Here is a 15,542-nt window from a genome sequence, read left to right as displayed (position 1 = left end):
CTCGCTGTGGATGCCGCCATGTGACAAGGTGTGTCAGGCTTGATACTTGCATATCTGCAAGTACAGGTCAGAATTTGACACTCACTTTGGCTGCGGCCAAGCACTGAACCACAATACCCCATGGGAATCAGCCCCTACCTGAAAGTGATCGGCCGCGGCCGCGATGGCGCGCGCGCCCTCACGCGCGAACAGGCCGCCGACTTGCTGGGCCAGGTTCTGGACGGCTTTTGCACCGATCTGGAAATCGGCGCCTTCTGCATCGCCATGCGCGTCAAGGGCGAAACGCCGCAAGAGATGGCCGGCTTCCTCGACGCCGTGGCCGCCCGCATGAAGCACGTGCCCGCCAGCGACCGCCCCGTGGTCGTGCTGCCCAGCTACAACGGCGCGCGCAAGCTGCCGGTGCTCACCCCGCTGCTTGGCATGATGCTGGCGCGCAAGGGCCTGCCGGTGCTGATCCACGGCACCCCCACCGAGGACGCGCGCGTCACCTCGCTGGAAGCGCTGTCGGTGATCGGCATCACGCCGCAGCGCCCCGACAGCGTCATCGAATCCGGGCGCCTGCACTACGTGGACACGCGCGAGCTGCTGCCCGGCCTCAAGCAACTGCTGGACGTGCGCCGCACGATCGGCCTGCGCAACAGCGGGCACAGCCTGGTCAAGCTGATGAACCCCGTGGCCGGCACGGCGCTGGTGGTGGGCAGCTACACGCACCCCGAATACTTCGAATCCATGGCCGCCACGTTCGAGCTGATGGGCAGCAACGCCATGCTGCTGCGCGGCACCGAGGGCGAGCCCGTGGCCGACCCGCGCCGCACCCCACGCATGGACGTGTACATCAACGGCCAGGTGCGCCTGGTGGACGAAGGGCGCAGCGGCCCGCTGGCCAGCCTGCCCTCGCTGCCGCGGCTGATCGACCCGATCACCACCGCCACCTACATGCGCGGCGTGCTGGAAGGGCTGGTGCCCATTCCCGAGCCCATCGTCATCCAGACCGACCACATCGTGCGCGCCTGCAAGGCCATCGAAGCGGCGGGCGACCCATCTCTGCTGGGCCCGCTGACCGCATGAGCGATGCGACCCAAGACCCGCCCAGCGCCCCCGCCGTGCCGCCCAAGCGCCTCGGCCGGGTCGCGCTGGTAGGCGCCGGCCCGGGCGACCCGGATCTGCTCACCTTCATGGCCGTCAAGGCCCTGCAGGCCGCCACCGTGGTGCTGGTGGACGACCTGGTCAGCGACGCGGTGCTGGCCCTGGTGCCCCCCAGCGCCCGCATCACCTACGTGGGCAAGCGTGGCGGCTGCCGCAGCACCCCGCAGCCCGCCATCGAGCGGCTGATGATCGACGCCGCGCTCGCCGGTGAAAGCGTGGTGCGCCTCAAGGGCGGCGACCCCTTCATTTTTGGCCGCGGCGGCGAAGAGGTGGAAAGCCTGCGCGCGGCGGGCATCGAGCCGGAAGTGGTCAACGGCATCACCGCTGGCCTGGCGGCCATGACCAGCCTGGGCGCACCGCTGACGCACCGCGAGTACGCGCAGGGTGTGGTGTTCGTCACCGGCCACCCGCAAAAGAACGGCCCCGGCATCGACTGGCCGCAGCTGGCCGCCGCAGCGCAGGCGCTGCACCTGACGCTGGTGATCTACATGGGCATCCGCAACGCCGAGCACATCCAGCACGGCCTGCTGCACGGCCTGCCCGCCAGCACCCCCGTCGCCGTGATCGAACGCGCCAGCCTGCCCACACAGCGCCAGTGCCTGACGACGCTGGGCGCGTTGGTGCATGCGCTGCACGAACACGGGCTGGGCAGCCCGGCGGTGGTGGTGGTGGGGGATGTGGTGCGGGGTGTGAGGGCGGCTTTGCGGGAAGGTAGCGCTTCGGCGGGCTGAGGCGGGTTGCGGCCTGATCGTGCGGTGGCGCTTTTTCTTGATTAAAAGTGGTTCTGGCGCTGGTTTGCCCTGCGGTGGCAGCTATCTTCTTTGATATTTGGTTGGGGTTGCTGAAGGCAGAGGCCGGGTCTCGGCCCGGCGGCCGACCTGCTTTCTTTTGCTTCGCCAAAAGAAAGTAGGCAAAGAAAAGGCGACCCCACTGGGCGTGTCCCTTCGCTTCGCTGCGGGCAACCTGCGATGCTCGGTCGCGGGGCGGTGCTGCGGAACTCACTTTGCTGCTTCGCAGCGCCGTTCAGACAACCGCAGCAAGCTAGAGCACGAAGCTGAGGGCATGCTGCGCTGCCCTCAGCCCGCCCCACGCCCTGCGCTTCTCGGCACGTCCAGAGGGGATCAAAGCCCAACTCGGGCCATCGCTGCGCTCGGCCTGGGTGCAGGGGTGTGCGGTCCGCGTTTGGGCGCATAGCCTCTGCTGGGGCCGCCTCCCATGTTGGCTCTCCCCACCCGCGCGTCTCCTTCTGGGACTGAAGCCAGCGCCGGGGGGGCGATCGGGCAGGTTCGGTAAGGTCGAGTTCAGGCGGGTCAAGTGGCGTCGAGTTCGCCAACCAATTGCATCGCATCCTGTGGCACCCAACACCGAGGGCCGAGCGAAGCGATGGCCCGTATGGTTCCCTACACCCTTCTGGATGCGCCTGGGGCGGGGTGCTGGTGGGGTGGCTCGTGCACCGAAGGATGCACGAGCTTCGTGCTCTAGCTGGCCGCAGTTGTCCGAACGAAGCTGCGCAGCAGCGAAGTGAGTTCTGCGGCCCACCCCGCCAGCGCCCCGACACAGGTTGCCCCGTAGCAAAGCGGAGGGGTCGCAGCCAGCAGGGTCGCCTTTCTTTTGAGTCCTTTTCTTTGGCGAAGCAAAGAAAAGGACTTCGGCCGCCGGGCCGAGACCCGGCCTCTGCCCTCAGCAACTCAAGCGAACATCAAAAAAGATAGCTGCCAGCGCAGTCATGACAAGCGCCAGAGCCCCTTAGACCCCATCAAAACCCAAGCAACCCCCACACCCCACGCAACCCGCGACAATCCCCCCGTGCCACCCTCCCCCACCCCCACCTACGACGCCATCATCCTGGGCGCCGGCGCCGCTGGCCTGTTCTGCGCCGCGCAAGCCGGGCAGCACGGCCTGCGCGTGCTGCTGATCGACCATTTCGACCGCGTCGCCGAAAAGGTGCGCATCTCCGGCGGCGGGCGCGCCAACTTCACCAACCGCGACCTGGACCCGGCCGCGCCGCAAAAACACTTCCTCAGCGCCAACCCGCCCTTTTGCCGGTCGGCGCTGGCGCGTTTTCAGCCGGCCGACTTCACCGCGCTGCTGGAGCGGCACGGCGTCGCCTTTCATGAAAAGCACAAGGGCCAGCTGTTTTGCGACCGCTCGGCGGGCGACCTGATCGCGCTGCTGCTGGCCGAATGCGATGCGGCGCCCGCCGCCGGTGGCCGGGTGGATCGCTGGCAGCCTTGCGCCGTGCGGGGCGTTCGGTTTGAAGCCGAATCGCCCTCTGGCGCAGGCTCCACCAGCGCTGGCAGCTATTTTGTTGATAGCGATCGGGGCGCGGTGACAGCCCCCGCGCTGGTGGTGGCCACCGGCGGGCTGTCCATCCCCAAGATCGGCGCGAGCGACCTGGGGCTGCGCCTGGCGCGGCAGTTTGGCCAGAAGATCATCGACACGCGGCCCGGCCTGGTGCCGCTGACTTTCGACGGCGCGGCCTGGGCGCCGTACGCGCAGCTGGCGGGGCTGGCGCTGCCGGTGCAGATCAGCACGGGCGACAAGAAAAACCGCACCGTGTTTGCCGAAGACCTGCTGTTCACGCACCGGGGCTTATCTGGCCCGGCGGTGCTGCAGATCAGCAGCTATTGGCGGCCGGGCACGCCGATCCGCACCAACCTGCTGCCGGGTGTGGACGTGGCGGCGGCGCTGCTGGCGGCCAAGGCCAGCTCGCGCCGGCTGATCGCCAAGGAACTGGCGCAGTGGCTGCCCAACCGCCTGGCCGAGGCGTGGGCGGGGCTGGACGAAGCCTGGCAGCGCCCCATCAACGAGGCCAGCGACAAAGCGCTGCTGCGCCTGGCCGAGCGCCTGACGCAGTGGGAACTGGTGCCCACCGGCACCGAGGGCTACGCCAAGGCGGAGGTGACGGTGGGCGGGGTGGACACGCGCGGGCTGTCGTCGCAGACCATGGCCGCCAAGTCGCAACCGGGCCTGTACTTCATCGGCGAGGTGATGGACGTGACCGGCTGGCTGGGCGGCTACAACTTTCAGTGGGCCTGGGCCAGCGCGCATGCGTGTGCGCTGGCGCTGGAGGCGCAGGCTGGCTCAGGCGAGGACGCCAAGGCGCATGCGCACACGCGCGCGAATTCGCAGGGGCATTCCCAGGCGAATTTGCACGCGCGTTCCGATGCGGCAAGCTGAATTGCGGCTTAAAGCGCGGTCGAGATCAGTGCAAATGCTGCCTGTCAACACGGTTTTCCTGCGTTGGCGCAGCACATGGGGGCTTGGAGAGGCGTACAGTTGTATCGAGAATCATTCTTGTTAACTTCCGCCTTCACACCATGACCTTCTCCAAACTGATCGCCTCGGCCGCCCTCGTTGCCGCCGCCTATCCGCTGACCGCGCTCGCCGCTGAAACGCCCATCGGCAAGCCGCATACCGAAAACGGCATGGAAGTGGCCGCCGTGTACCTGCAGCCGATCGAGATGGACCCGCCCGGCATGATGCGCGAGGCCAAGTTGTCCGACATTCACCTGGAGGCCGACATCCGCGCCGCCAAGGGCAACACCAACGGCTTTGGCGAAGGCGACTGGATGCCTTCCCTGGTGGTCAAGTACAAGCTGACAAAGGCGGGCAACGCCAAGCCGCTGGAAGGCGTGCTGATGCCCATGGTGGCCAGCGACGGCCCGCACTACGGCGACAACGTCAAGCTGATGGGCCCCGGCAAATACACGCTGGTGCTGACCGTGCTGCCGCCCAGCCAGAACCCGCAGGCGCACTTTGGCCGCCACGTGGATAAAGAAACCGGTGTGGCCCCGTGGTTCAAGCCGTTCACCGCCAGCTACGACTTCACCTACGCCGGCACCGGCAAGAAGGGCGGGTATTGATGCCATCCGGTGTCACCGCGCGCTGGGCGGGCCTTGGCCTGGCCGCGCTGCTGTGGGGCGGTGCGGCGTGGGCCGACGACGTGCCCACTTTCAAGGTCGTCGTGAACGATGGGGTGATCAGCACCCAGCGCATCGAAGTGCCTGCGGGCCAGCGCTTCAGGGTCGAAGTGACCAACCAGGGCAAGACCCCGGCAGAGTTTGAAAGCCTGCCGCTGGGGCTGGAGCTGGTGGTGGCCCCCGGGCTGACGCGCACGCGCGTGCTGCCGGGCAAGTCGGCTGGCAGCTACCCGTTCTACGACGAATTCCACATGAAGACGACGCAGGGCGTGTTCATCATCAAGTAGGGCGCCAGCCCTTCAGTTTTTTTCGCATCAGAGAAAGCCGGCCATGGGCCAGATTGTGTTCATCCTTTGGCGCGAGAGCGTCGAGGCCTTGCTTGTCGTAGGCATCTTGTACGCCTGGTTGTCGCGCACGCCTGAAGCGCAGGGCGGCAAGCGCTGGCTGTGGGCCGGCGTGGTGCTGGGCCTGCTGCTGGCCGGGCTGCTGGCCCTGGGCATCTACGCGGCCGAGGGGCTGCTGGCCGAGCACCAGGACTTGTTCCAGGCGGTGATGGTCTTCGTGGCCGCCGCGCTGATCGTGCAGATGGTGCTGTGGATGCGCTCGCATGGGCGCACGCTCAAGCGCGACCTGGAATCGGGCCTGTCCCGCCAGGCGCAGCAGCGCAACTGGTGGGGCGTGCTGGTGCTGTCGGCGCTGGCCATCGCGCGCGAGGGCAGCGAGGCGGTGGTCTTCCTGTACGGCACGCTGGCGGCCGCGCCCGCGCAAGAGCTGCCGATGATGGGGCTGGCTGCGCTGGCGGGCATCGTGCTGGCGCTGGCGACCTTCGGGCTGCTGCAGCTGGGCGGCAAGGTGCTGAACTGGCGCAGTTTCTTTCGCGTGACCGAAATCATGCTGCTCTTCCTGGCGGCCGCGCTGGTGGTCACCGGCGCTGAAAAACTGCAGGCCATGGATTGGCTGCCCGCGCTGCGCGACGGGCTGTGGGACACGTCCGCCGTGCTGAGCGACATGAGCACCGTGGGCGGCGTGGTGGCGGCGCTGACGGGCTACCGCGCCCAGCCGTCGCTGATGACGGTGCTGGTGTTCGTCGGCTACTGGGTGCTGGTGTGGGCGCTGATGCGCTGGCGCTCGGCGGTGGCCGCATCGCGCCTGCCATCGGCCGCGCACGGCATGGCGGGCAAGCTATGAGCAGCCCTGCCATGGGGTGCGCCGTGCACGCGCGCGCGCCCATCACGCTGACGGGCGGAGGCAAGGCGCAGCGCGCGCTGGCCGCCGTGGGCGAATGGCTGCGCACCCACGCGCGGCTGATTCGCGCGCTGCAGTGGGTGGTGGTGCTGGTTTACGCGGTGCTGCTGGTGGTGCCGGCGGTGCTGCCGCTGCCCGACCGCACGGCGCACGCGTGGAACAACCTGACCATCGCTGCCGAATTCGCTTTTTGGGGCATCTGGTGGCCGTTTGTGCTGGTCAGCATGGTGCTGTTCGGACGGCTGTGGTGCGGCGTGCTGTGCCCCGAAGGCGCACTGACGGAATGGGCCGCCAAACACGGCCGCGGCCACGGCGTGCCGCGCTGGATGCGCTGGGGCGGCTGGCCTTTCGTGGCGTTTGTCTGCACCACGGTGTACGGCCAGATGGTCAGCGTGTACCAGTACCCCAAGGCCGCGCTGGTGGTGCTGGGCGGCAGCACGGTGGCGGCGATGGTCATCGGCTACCTGTACACGCGCGGCAAGCGCGCCTGGTGCCGCTTTCTATGCCCGGTCAACGGCGTGTTCTCTCTGCTGTCCAAGCTGGCGCCGATGCACTACCGGGTGGACGACGCAGCCTGGCGCCTGTCGCTGGAAGACGAAGCGCACGCCTCGGCGCAGCGCACCATCCCGATCCACGCGGCGCCGGCGGTGGATTGCGGCCCCATGGTGGCGCTGCGCCACATGGAGGGCAATTCCGGCTGCCACATGTGCGGGCGCTGCAGCAGCCACCACGACGCCATCGCGCTGCAATGGCGTTCGCCCGACGACGAAGTGGTGCGCGTGGCCGCCACCGAGGCCGACCACTGGCAAACCTGGCTGATCGTGTTCGGCCTGCTGGGCGTGGCCATTGGCGCCTTTCACTGGAGCGCCAGCCCCTGGTTCGTGGCCGCCAAGCAGTGGATCGCCACGTGGCTGATCGACCACGACGTGATGTGGCCGCTGGCCGACAACGCGCCCTGGTGGGTGCTGACGCACTACCCTGACCAGAACGACGTGTTCACCTGGCTGGACGGCGGGCTGCTGCTGGGCTACGTGGCCGCGACCGCGCTGGTCTGGGGCAGCGTGACGCTGACGCTGCTGGCGCTGAGCGTGCGCCTGGCCGGGCCGTGGCGCACGCAGCGGCTGCACCACCTGGCGCAGTCATTGATCCCGATCGCGGGCATCGGCGTGTTTCTGGGCCTGTCTGCCGTCACGCTGACGCTGCTGCGCGGCGAAGGCATTGTGCTGAGCTGGATCGGGCCGCTGCGCCTGGCGCTGCTGGCGGCCGCCAGCCTGTGGTCGCTGTGGCTGGGCTGGCGCATTCTGCGCAGCTGGGGCCTGGCCGCGCCACGCACCGTTCTGGCGCTGGTGCCCATGGTGGCCGTGCTGGCCTGGGTCTGCAGCGCCTGGGGCTGGCTGTTCTGGTGGTGGTGAGGGTGGCTGGCGGCGGCCTGGCGCAGCGCGCAGTGCACCGCCGCTGTTCACCATCTTGCCATTTACTATCTATTTGATAGCTTCCAGCGCTGGTCGCACCTGCGCCAGCGGCAGTTTTCATTGCGATCAGCGCTGCGTTACCAGCGCAGCGTCAAGCCTACGCCCACGGTGTTGGACACGGGCTTGGCGCCCAGGCTGCGGCGCCAGCCGATGTCCAGATCGGTCTTGTCGTTTAGGTGGTAGATCGTGCCCAGCACGGCGAACTTGTTCGTGCGGCTCGCGCTGGCGTCGGTGCCGCGGCTGGCGCCCACGTCGGCCACCAGCGACCACTGCTCGGTCAGCTTGTACAGCAGCGCGGTGGATGCCGCCCACAGGTGCTTGCGGTCGCCCAACCGGTTGTCGTTGAAGGTGTAGCCTGCGTTGGCCAGCCACGTCCAGTCGCCCGCTTCCAGCGTTGAAATCAGTGTGGCCGCTGCCGTGGCGCGCCCGTTGCCCAGCCCCTTGCTGTCACTGCCGGTGGGCAAAGTGACGGCCGGGCGCAAGGCCAGCGACCAGCCTTGCTTGTTGTCGTAAAAGCGCCATTTGGCCTGCACCGTGACGTCGGCCACGCCGCTTTGGGCGGGCTCGCCGCTGGCGCTGTTGCGCTGCAGCGGCACGTTGGCGGCGACGTCCAGCTCATCGGTCACGCCCCGAGTCAGCGTGGTGTTCAGCTGGCGCGCCCAAGCGGTCTGCCCATCGTCGCGGGTGCGCGTATGGTCGGTGTTGACCTCCAGTTGCCAGATGCCGGCGCCCTGGGTGCCGCTGTCGTCAGAGATCAGCGGGTGCGCGGCGTACGCTGATGGGGTGAAGCCAGCAAGCAGCAGCAGGGCAGCGACAGCGCCTCGCGGAAGAATGAACGTGATAGGGATTGACATAGCGATTTCGGTATCGGGCAGTATTTTCACAAAGCGTCTTACAGCAGAAAGACAACCCTCCGCCGGCGGCGCCACCAGACCATCTTGCGGCCCCAGCCCAATGGGTGAAGCCACGCTTGGCATCATCAATGACAATACGAACCATTCGCATTGACTTGGCGCAAGGAGTGCGATGAATCGGCTCGGCGTGCACCCGTTTCGCACAATCGGACGATTTCCCCCTATAATTGAAGGCTTTGCTGGCAAACGCCCTGCCGGCCACATACTAGTTTCAAGAGGCAGGGCAACATTTGCGGCGCATGGCGTGAAGCCTGATCTACTTCACACCCGCTGGCCGCGCACCGATCGAAAATCGAATGACCACCATCCGTGTAAAAGAAAACGAGCCGTTTGACGTGGCACTGCGCCGCTTCAAGCGCACCATTGAAAAACTGGGCCTGCTGACCGAACTGCGTGCACGCGAGTTCTACGAAAAGCCCACCGCTGAGCGCAAGCGCAAGAAGGCCGCCGCCGTCAAGCGCCACCACAAAAGGGTGCGCAGCATGCAATTGCCGAAAAAACTCTACTGAGTTTTTCGCACCGCGCGCGGCCCTGTCACCAAGGCCGCTGCGCAACCAAAAAAGGCTCGCCGGGGACGCTCTGCGGGCCTTTTTTGTTTCCGATTCCGACCAAGGACATTGCCATGAGCCTCAAAGACCAGATCACTGAAGACATGAAAACCGCGATGCGCGCCAAGGACACCGAACGCCTGGGCACCATCCGCCTGCTGCAAGCGGCCATCAAGCAAAAGGAAGTGGATGAGCGCGTGACGCTGGACGACACGGCCGTCATCGCCATCGTGGACAAGCTGATCAAGCAGCGCAAGGACAGCATCGCCGCCTTCACCCAGGCTGCGCGCCAAGACCTGGCCGACAAGGAAGCCAGCGAAATCACCGTGCTGCAGGCGTACCTGCCCGCCCGCCTGTCCGCTGACGAAGTGGCGGCCGAGGTGAAGGCTTTGGTGGCCGAACTGGGCGCCACGGGCGCGGGCGACATGGGCAAGGTGATGGGCGCAGCCAAGTCGCGCCTGGCCGGCAAGGCCGACATGGGCGCCGTGAGCGCCGCCGTGAAAGCCGCATTGGCTGGCTGATGGCACAGAGCGCTGAAGGCTGAATCACCGCGATGCGCTGCCACGGCGCGGCTCGCACCAGCGGCTGTGGGGCTCGGCAAGCTTGCCGCTGCGGCAGCGGGCGCATCGCCAACGAGATGCGCTTTCACATCCAAAGCGCAGCGGCTCCCAACAGCCTGCAACACCTCGTTGCAAAAATCGTAACAGCTTTGCGCGAACGCCCCCATCCGCGCAAACCACTTCAGCCCGTCGCGCGTTGAAGAAGGCACGAGAACGTTCTCGGCGGCGGCGTTGACTGGCCGCTGCGCTTTGGAGATGCGAATGCCTTCTTTCACCTTTGTCTCAACCCGCACGCCGCCCGACTGGCGGCGCTGCCTGGCCGCGCTGGCCTTGCTGGCGGCGCCGCTGCTGGCCACGGCGCAGCAGCAAGATCCGCCCGACCGTGTGCTGTACATCAGCGCGCAGCAAGGCACCGCCCGCATGCTGACCGACGGCACCAACTGGTCGGCCGCCAGCGTCAACTGGCCGATCGTCAACGGCGCGCAAGTCTCGACCGACCCCGGCGCCCGGCTGGAGCTGGATGGTGGCTGGGTGGTGCTGCGCACCGCCGGCCAGTCCGACATGGGGGTCACCCAGCTGGACAACCAGAACACCCAGGTAGCCCTGACCAACGGCGGCATGTCGGTGCGCGTGCGCCAGCTGCAGCCCGGTGAGCGCGTGGAAATTGACACACCCCAGGCCGCGCTGGTTGCCAACCAGGCGGGCGACTTCCGGGTGGACGTCGATCCCGTGAGCGCCACATCGCGCGTCACGGTGCAAAGCGGCACCGTGACCGTGTACGGCGCGGGTGGCGAAGCCACCGCCGTGGGCGCGCGCCAGGCCATCACGTTCGCCGGGCGCGATCTGGCCGTGGTGGCCCGCACCGGCCTGCCGCCGCGCGACGGGCTCGATCAATGGGTGGCCGCACGCGAAGGTCAGCTGCAAACCTCAGTCACGTACCAGTACGTGTCACCCGCCATTCCCGGCATCGCCTTGCTTGACCAGCACGGCCAATGGGCGCAAGACCCCACCTACGGCGCCGTGTGGTACCCACAGGTGGTCGAAGCCGATTGGGCGCCTTACCGGTATGGCCGCTGGCGCTGGGTAGAGCCCTGGGGCTGGACATGGGTGGACGACGCACCCTGGGGCTTCGCGCCGTCGCACTACGGGCGCTGGGCGCAGATTGGGCCGCGTTGGGCCTGGGTGCCGGGTCCGCGCGTGGCGCGCCCCGTGTACGCCCCTGCCCTGGTCGGCTTCGTGGGTGGCGGCAGCGGTGGCAACTGGGGCATTTCTGTCGGCGCCGGATTGCCGGCGGCGGCGTGGTTTCCGCTGGCCCCTGGCGAAGTGTGGCAACCGCATTACTACGCCAGCGCCGTCTACGTGCGGCGCCTGAACCCCTGGGTGGCCATGCAGGCGCCTGTGCGCCCACCTGACAGCTTCTATTTCCAGCGGCGGCCCACTGCCGTGTCGTTCGCGCCACCCGGCGACTTTGGCTGGCGCGGCGACCGTGGCCCGGATCACCGCCCCCGCTTCGTTGATGGCTCGCGTCTGCCGCCCGGCGTGCTGGAGGCCGCACGGCCGATCGGCCCGCCGCCGCGTGGTTTTGCGCCCGGCCAGGCCGCGCCGATCGCGCCGCCGGTGGGCCGCCCCGAGCGCATGGCCCTGCCCGCTGCCGCCCATATGCCCCAACCCCTGATCAACCCTGCTCACCCGGGCGGGCCCAACAACGCCGCGGCACCCGGCAGGGGGTTTGACCCGGTGGCCGCCCAGTTGCGGCCTGCCGCGCAGGGTCTGCCAGACGCGGCGGGGCGCCCCGGTGGCGCTGTGGCGCCCGCCGCCCGCCGACCCGATGGCCGCCCTGGCGGCGACGTGGGCCGTCCTGCAGACGGCTGGATGCAGGAGCACGGCCCGAATCCGCGGGCACCGGGCACTTCGGGCGCAGGCAATGCGCCTGGCAACCGCCCGACGCCCAACGGCTTCGACCGCGATCCGGCCCGCATGCCGCAACCCGGGGCCAACCTGCCCGCGCCGCAGCGGCCGGTCTCTGCCCAACCGGCACCGGCCCAGCCCCGGCCGCCCATGCACGTCCCGGAATCGGCCCCGGCGCAAAGCCAGCCAGGCCACCATGACGCCGCCGCGCCCGCATGGCCGCAGCGCCGCCCAGAGATGGCTGTGCCGCAGCAGATACAACCCGCCGTGCAGCAGCCGCAGACGCAGCGCCCGCCGCAGAGCCACCCGGGCGACGCCACGCCCTGGCAGCGGGGCGACCGCCCACCGCGCGCGCAGTTTGAACCCGCGCCCCAACGCCCGGCTGCGCCGCAGCCGATGGAGCGCCCGCACTTCGACCAGCGCCGCCCGCCCGAAGGCATGCCCATGACGCGCGGGCCGGCGGAAACCATGCGCCCGCCGCCTCAGCGGCCCATGCAACAGCCCAACGCGGGCGGCAGGCCTGAGCAGGGCCAGCGGCCACCGCACCCGCCGCGCGAGCAGCACGAGCGCCGCGAGGAGCCCCGCGGCTAAAGCGCCCAGCGCAAACAAAAACCAGCAGCCTGCGCTGCAGGTTTTTTATTCAGGGCACGCCAACAGCCCGGTCAGTTGCCCGCCACCGTCATGCGGTCGATCAGCACCGAACCCACGGTCTTCGCGCCGTAGGTGTACGCATCGGCACCCACCGCCTGGATGCCCGCCAGCATCTTGCGCAGGTTGCCAGCGATGGTGATTTCCTGCACCGGAAAGGCGATGCGCCCGTTTTCAACCCAAAAGCCACTGGCGCCGCGCGAATAGTCGCCCGTCACGTAGTTCACGCCCTGCCCCATCAGCTCGATCACGAAAAGGCCCGTGCCAAGCTTTTGCAGCATGGCGTCCAGGTCGTCACCGGGCCGCGTCTGGCGCGATGTCATCGTCAGGTTGTGCGAACCGCCCGCGTTGCCCGTGGTCTTCATGCCCAGCTTGCGCGCCGAGTAGGTGGTCAGAAAGTAGCCCTGCACGCGCCCGCGCTCGACCACGTTGCGCGCCTGCACCCGCACGCCTTCCTCGTCGAACGGCGACGAGCCCTTGCCGCCGAGGATGAACGGGTCTTCACTCACGTCGATGTGGCTCGGAAAAACCTTCTTGCCCAGCGAATCGGCCAGGAACGTGGTCTTGCGGTACAGCGCGCCGCCGCTCACGGCCTGCGCAAAGCCGCCCAGCAAGCCCGCTGCCAGTGGCGATTCAAACAGCACTGGGCATTCGCGCGTGCTGATCTTGCAGCTTTTCAGGCGGCTCAAGGCGCGCTCGGCCGCGTAGCGGCCCACGGCCTCGGGGCTGGCCAGGTGGCGCGCGTCGCGCTCTGAGCTGTACCAGTAGTCGCGCTGCATGTCCTTTCCCTTGCCCGCGATGGGCGCCACAGACAGGCTGTGGCGCGAACTGGCGTAGCCGCCGCGAAACCCGTGCGTGTGCGCGCTGAAGAAATGGCTTTGCTGGGCCGACACGCCCGCGCCTTCGCTGTTGGCGATGCGCTTGTCCACGCCAAACGCCGCCGCCTCGCAGGCCAGCGCCATCTCGGCCGCCTGTTCGCTGGTGATGGGCCAGGGGTGGAACAGGTCCAGCTCAGGCTGCTCGGCGGCCGTGGCGATGTCCGCCTCATCCGGCAGGCCGGCCGTCGGGTCTTCGGCGGTGAAGCGCGCGATGTCGTACGCGGCCTGGACGGTGCGCTCGATCGCCGCGCGCGAGAAATCCGACGTGCTGGCGTTGCCGCGCCGCTGGCCCAGGTACACGGTCACGCCCAGCGACTTGTCGCGGTTGCGCTCCACCGTCTCCAGGTCGCCCTTGCGCACGCTGACACTCAGGCCTGAGCCTTCCGACGCTTCAGCGCCCGCATCGGTCGCGCCCAGCTTTTTGGCATGGGCCAGCGCGGTATCGACCAGGTCTTCGAAAAACGCGCGGGAATAAGAAAAGCCCGCCAGGGGCTTGGTGGTTTCTTGCATGAGAGCATTTTAGGACTCCCCCCTGAGGCGCTGACGCGCCTTCCCCCCTCTCTCTTCGCGCTGCGCGCTTCGGGAGGGGGGACAACGCGAGTGGCCGCCACAGGTGCGGCCACCGCGTTTGCTGGCACGGCCTGCTCCGCGGCCTTGGTTCGGCGGGGTGCTGGGCGTGGCTGGGCTTTGGCTTGTGGTGTCGTTGAATTCGGCGTTGACAGCGGGTGAAACTAGCGCGGGTAGACGGGCTCCATCTCAGGCCGAGCGCAGCGATCGCCCGTGTCGGGCTTCGATCCCCTCTGGACGTGCCGAGAAGCGCAGCGGGTGAGGCGCGCGGGGGCACCGAAGGATGCCCACGCTTCGTGCTCTGATTTGCCGCAGTTGTCTGAGCGAAGCGCTGCAAGCGCGAAGTGAGTTCTGCGGCAGCGGCTCTCCCGCGAGCATCGCAGGTTGCCCGCAGCGAAGCGGAGGGACACGGCAAGCGGGGTCGCCTTTCTTTTCAGTGGCGGTTTCTATAGTGAAGTGCAACACCTGAATCCAACTGGACAGGAGCCACTTCATGAGCAAGAGTTACCGACAGCTGAGCGAGCAGGATCGAGAGACGATCATGGCGATGAAGCTGGAGCACGCCAGCGCCAGATCTATCGCCCAGGCATTGAATCGCGCCCCCAGCACCATCACGCGAGAGCTCTCGCGCAACGGCTACCAGCCTCCTTGCGATACACCCGTGATAGGCCGCCCCCGGATCGCTGGAGGCTACGACGCACATCGAGCCAGCCTGCGCAGCCGCAGACAGCGCAGGCTGGCTCGGCCCCCACGCAAGCTCCATCCATGCACGGCCCTGTGGGCCCAGGTGCGCATGCTGCTGCAGCAGGGCTGGTCGCCCGCCCAGATTGCCGCCACACTCAAGCGCCAGCACCCGCGATGCGTTGCCTTGCAAGCCAGCCACGAGACGATCTACACCGCCATCTATGCCACGCCCCGCGGGGCCTTGCGCCGGGAGTTGGTCGCCTTGCTGCGCCAGGGGCGCGGAGCAAGACGCCCGCGCTCGCGCGGCGAGGATCGCCGCGGCACGCTGGCGGACATCGTGAGCATCCATGTGCGCCCGCCCGAGATCGAAGAGCGGCTCATGCCTGGACATTGGGAGGGGGACTTCATCAAGGGCTCGCGCAACCAATCCTCGGTGGGCGTGCTGGTCGAGCGCACCAGTCGCTTGGTGGTACTGGCCAAGATGACGGATGCGACAGCGACAACAGCGCTACAAAGCTTTGCAGCCAAGCTCAATGCGATTGCCCAGCCGATGCGCCAGAGCCTGACGTACGACCAAGGCAAGGAGATGGCGCACCATGCGCAGCTGACGGCCAAGACGGGCGTCAAGGTGTACTTTTGCGATCCGCACAGCCCGTGGCAGCGAGGCAGCTGCGAGAACACCAACGGATTGCTGCGGCAGTACCTGCCCAAGAACGCAGACCTGTCACTGCACTCACAGCAAGAGTTGGATGCCATTGCCGATCTGCTCAACACCCGGCCGCGCCAGACGCCAGACATTGGACTGGAGAACACCACTTCAGGTATTTGCCCTGGCTCTCAGTCAGGACCAAGGCAACACCGCATCTCCGCAATAGCCTAGGTGTTGCACTTCGCACTTGACTCCGCCCCTACTTTCTTTTGGCGAAGCAAAAGAAAGCAGGTCGGCCGCCGGGCCGAGACCCGGCCTCCGCCCTCAGCCAAATCCACACGACAATTTCATAAGCAAAATCCCCTTCCAGCGCCCACCCCACCTGCGCCACCAGCTATAA

General features: G+C 67.8%; 13 protein-coding genes. 11 read left to right on the top strand and 2 right to left on the bottom strand.

The genetic code is table 11. The annotated features are described in order from the left end of the window. Nucleotides 1–120: 120 nt before the first annotated feature. From ybiB to C6570_RS09355, 7 genes are all read left to right on the top strand, one after another. Entirely contained in the window at nucleotides 121–1,068 is a 948-nt protein-coding gene (gene ybiB / locus C6570_RS09385; protein WP_106702967.1) for a DNA-binding protein YbiB, read from the top strand. Continuing rightward, a complete protein-coding gene (gene cobA, locus C6570_RS09380; protein ID WP_106702966.1) occupies nucleotides 1,065–1,877 on the top strand; it encodes a uroporphyrinogen-III C-methyltransferase in 813 nt (270 codons plus the stop codon). Before ybiB ends, cobA begins: the two co-directional genes overlap by 4 nt. A 1,075-nt stretch (nucleotides 1,878–2,952) precedes the next feature. Further along, entirely contained in the window at nucleotides 2,953–4,326 is a 1,374-nt protein-coding gene (locus C6570_RS09375) for a BaiN/RdsA family NAD(P)/FAD-dependent oxidoreductase (protein WP_106702965.1), read from the top strand. 140 nt (nucleotides 4,327–4,466) lie between these two features. Then, the gene (locus C6570_RS09370; protein ID WP_106702964.1) at nucleotides 4,467–5,012 is read left to right on the top strand and encodes an iron transporter; all 546 of its coding nucleotides are present in this window, start codon (nucleotides 4,467–4,469) and stop codon (nucleotides 5,010–5,012) included. Further along, entirely contained in the window at nucleotides 5,012–5,356 is a 345-nt protein-coding gene (locus C6570_RS09365; RefSeq protein WP_106702963.1) for a cupredoxin domain-containing protein, read from the top strand. The genes C6570_RS09370 and C6570_RS09365 overlap by 1 nt, the downstream gene beginning before the upstream one ends. Before the next feature lie 43 nt (nucleotides 5,357–5,399). Beyond that, nucleotides 5,400–6,257, top strand: a complete 858-nt coding sequence (locus C6570_RS09360; RefSeq protein ID WP_106702962.1) for an FTR1 family iron permease — start codon at nucleotides 5,400–5,402, stop codon at nucleotides 6,255–6,257. Continuing rightward, nucleotides 6,254–7,726 carry a 4Fe-4S binding protein gene (locus C6570_RS09355; RefSeq protein ID WP_245896145.1) on the top strand — a complete coding sequence of 491 codons (1,473 nt, stop codon included), beginning with the start codon at nucleotides 6,254–6,256 and terminating at the stop codon, nucleotides 7,724–7,726. The genes C6570_RS09360 and C6570_RS09355 overlap by 4 nt, the downstream gene beginning before the upstream one ends. 137 nt (nucleotides 7,727–7,863) lie before the next feature. Here C6570_RS09355 and C6570_RS09350 read toward each other — a convergent pair whose 3' ends face one another. Then, nucleotides 7,864–8,640: a transporter gene (locus C6570_RS09350; RefSeq protein ID WP_164675520.1), complete on the bottom strand. Its 777-nt coding sequence runs from the start codon at nucleotides 8,638–8,640 to the stop codon at nucleotides 7,864–7,866. A gap of 356 nt (nucleotides 8,641–8,996) precedes the next feature. Between C6570_RS09350 and rpsU the strand changes: the two genes are divergently transcribed. The 3 genes from rpsU (at nucleotide 8,997) to C6570_RS09335 (ending at nucleotide 12,307) form a co-directional block, all read left to right on the top strand. Then, complete coding sequence (rpsU, locus tag C6570_RS09345) at nucleotides 8,997–9,209, top strand: 30S ribosomal protein S21 (protein ID WP_106702960.1); 213 nt, start codon at nucleotides 8,997–8,999, stop codon at nucleotides 9,207–9,209. Between the two features lie 113 nt (nucleotides 9,210–9,322). Continuing rightward, nucleotides 9,323–9,769, top strand: coding sequence for a GatB/YqeY domain-containing protein (locus C6570_RS09340; protein ID WP_106702959.1), 447 nt, complete (start codon nucleotides 9,323–9,325; stop codon nucleotides 9,767–9,769). Nucleotides 9,770–10,069: 300 nt separating this feature from the next. Then, nucleotides 10,070–12,307, top strand: coding sequence for a DUF6600 domain-containing protein (locus C6570_RS09335; RefSeq protein WP_106702958.1), 2,238 nt, complete (start codon nucleotides 10,070–10,072; stop codon nucleotides 12,305–12,307). A gap of 71 nt (nucleotides 12,308–12,378) precedes the next feature. On the opposite strand, the gene pmbA is transcribed toward C6570_RS09335, so the two are convergent. Continuing rightward, on the bottom strand, nucleotides 12,379–13,752 hold the full coding sequence (gene pmbA / locus C6570_RS09330) for a metalloprotease PmbA (RefSeq protein WP_106702957.1): 1,374 nt from the start codon (nucleotides 13,750–13,752) through the stop codon (nucleotides 12,379–12,381). Between the two features lie 550 nt (nucleotides 13,753–14,302). Here pmbA and C6570_RS09320 point away from each other — a divergent pair. Further along, a complete protein-coding gene (locus tag C6570_RS09320) occupies nucleotides 14,303–15,373 on the top strand; it encodes an IS30 family transposase (protein ID WP_425437858.1) in 1,071 nt (356 codons plus the stop codon). Nucleotides 15,374–15,542: the final 169 nt, after the last annotated feature.

Origin of the sequence: Ottowia oryzae (assembly GCF_003008535.1) — a bacterium.
GTDB lineage: Bacteria > Pseudomonadota > Gammaproteobacteria > Burkholderiales > Burkholderiaceae_C > Ottowia > Ottowia oryzae.
This window is presented reverse-complemented; position numbering and strand designations above follow the sequence as displayed.

What these genes read in the sequence shown, in the direction of transcription:
- ybiB (WP_106702967.1), top strand. Translation starts at nt 121, where the DNA reads ATGGGAATCAGCCCCTACCTGAAAGTGATCGGCCGCGGCCGCGATGGC.
- cobA (WP_106702966.1), top strand. Translation starts at nt 1,065, where the DNA reads ATGAGCGATGCGACCCAAGACCCGCCCAGCGCCCCCGCCGTGCCGCCC.
- C6570_RS09370 (WP_106702964.1), top strand. Translation starts at nt 4,467, where the DNA reads ATGACCTTCTCCAAACTGATCGCCTCGGCCGCCCTCGTTGCCGCCGCC.
- C6570_RS09365 (WP_106702963.1), top strand. Translation starts at nt 5,012, where the DNA reads ATGCCATCCGGTGTCACCGCGCGCTGGGCGGGCCTTGGCCTGGCCGCG.
- C6570_RS09360 (WP_106702962.1), top strand. Translation starts at nt 5,400, where the DNA reads ATGGGCCAGATTGTGTTCATCCTTTGGCGCGAGAGCGTCGAGGCCTTG.
- C6570_RS09355 (WP_245896145.1), top strand. Translation starts at nt 6,254, where the DNA reads ATGAGCAGCCCTGCCATGGGGTGCGCCGTGCACGCGCGCGCGCCCATC.
- C6570_RS09350 (WP_164675520.1), bottom strand. Translation starts at nt 8,640, where the DNA reads ATGTCAATCCCTATCACGTTCATTCTTCCGCGAGGCGCTGTCGCTGCC.
- rpsU (WP_106702960.1), top strand. Translation starts at nt 8,997, where the DNA reads ATGACCACCATCCGTGTAAAAGAAAACGAGCCGTTTGACGTGGCACTG.
- C6570_RS09340 (WP_106702959.1), top strand. Translation starts at nt 9,323, where the DNA reads ATGAGCCTCAAAGACCAGATCACTGAAGACATGAAAACCGCGATGCGC.
- C6570_RS09335 (WP_106702958.1), top strand. Translation starts at nt 10,070, where the DNA reads ATGCCTTCTTTCACCTTTGTCTCAACCCGCACGCCGCCCGACTGGCGG.
- pmbA (WP_106702957.1), bottom strand. Translation starts at nt 13,752, where the DNA reads ATGCAAGAAACCACCAAGCCCCTGGCGGGCTTTTCTTATTCCCGCGCG.
- C6570_RS09320 (WP_425437858.1), top strand. Translation starts at nt 14,303, where the DNA reads ATGAGCAAGAGTTACCGACAGCTGAGCGAGCAGGATCGAGAGACGATC.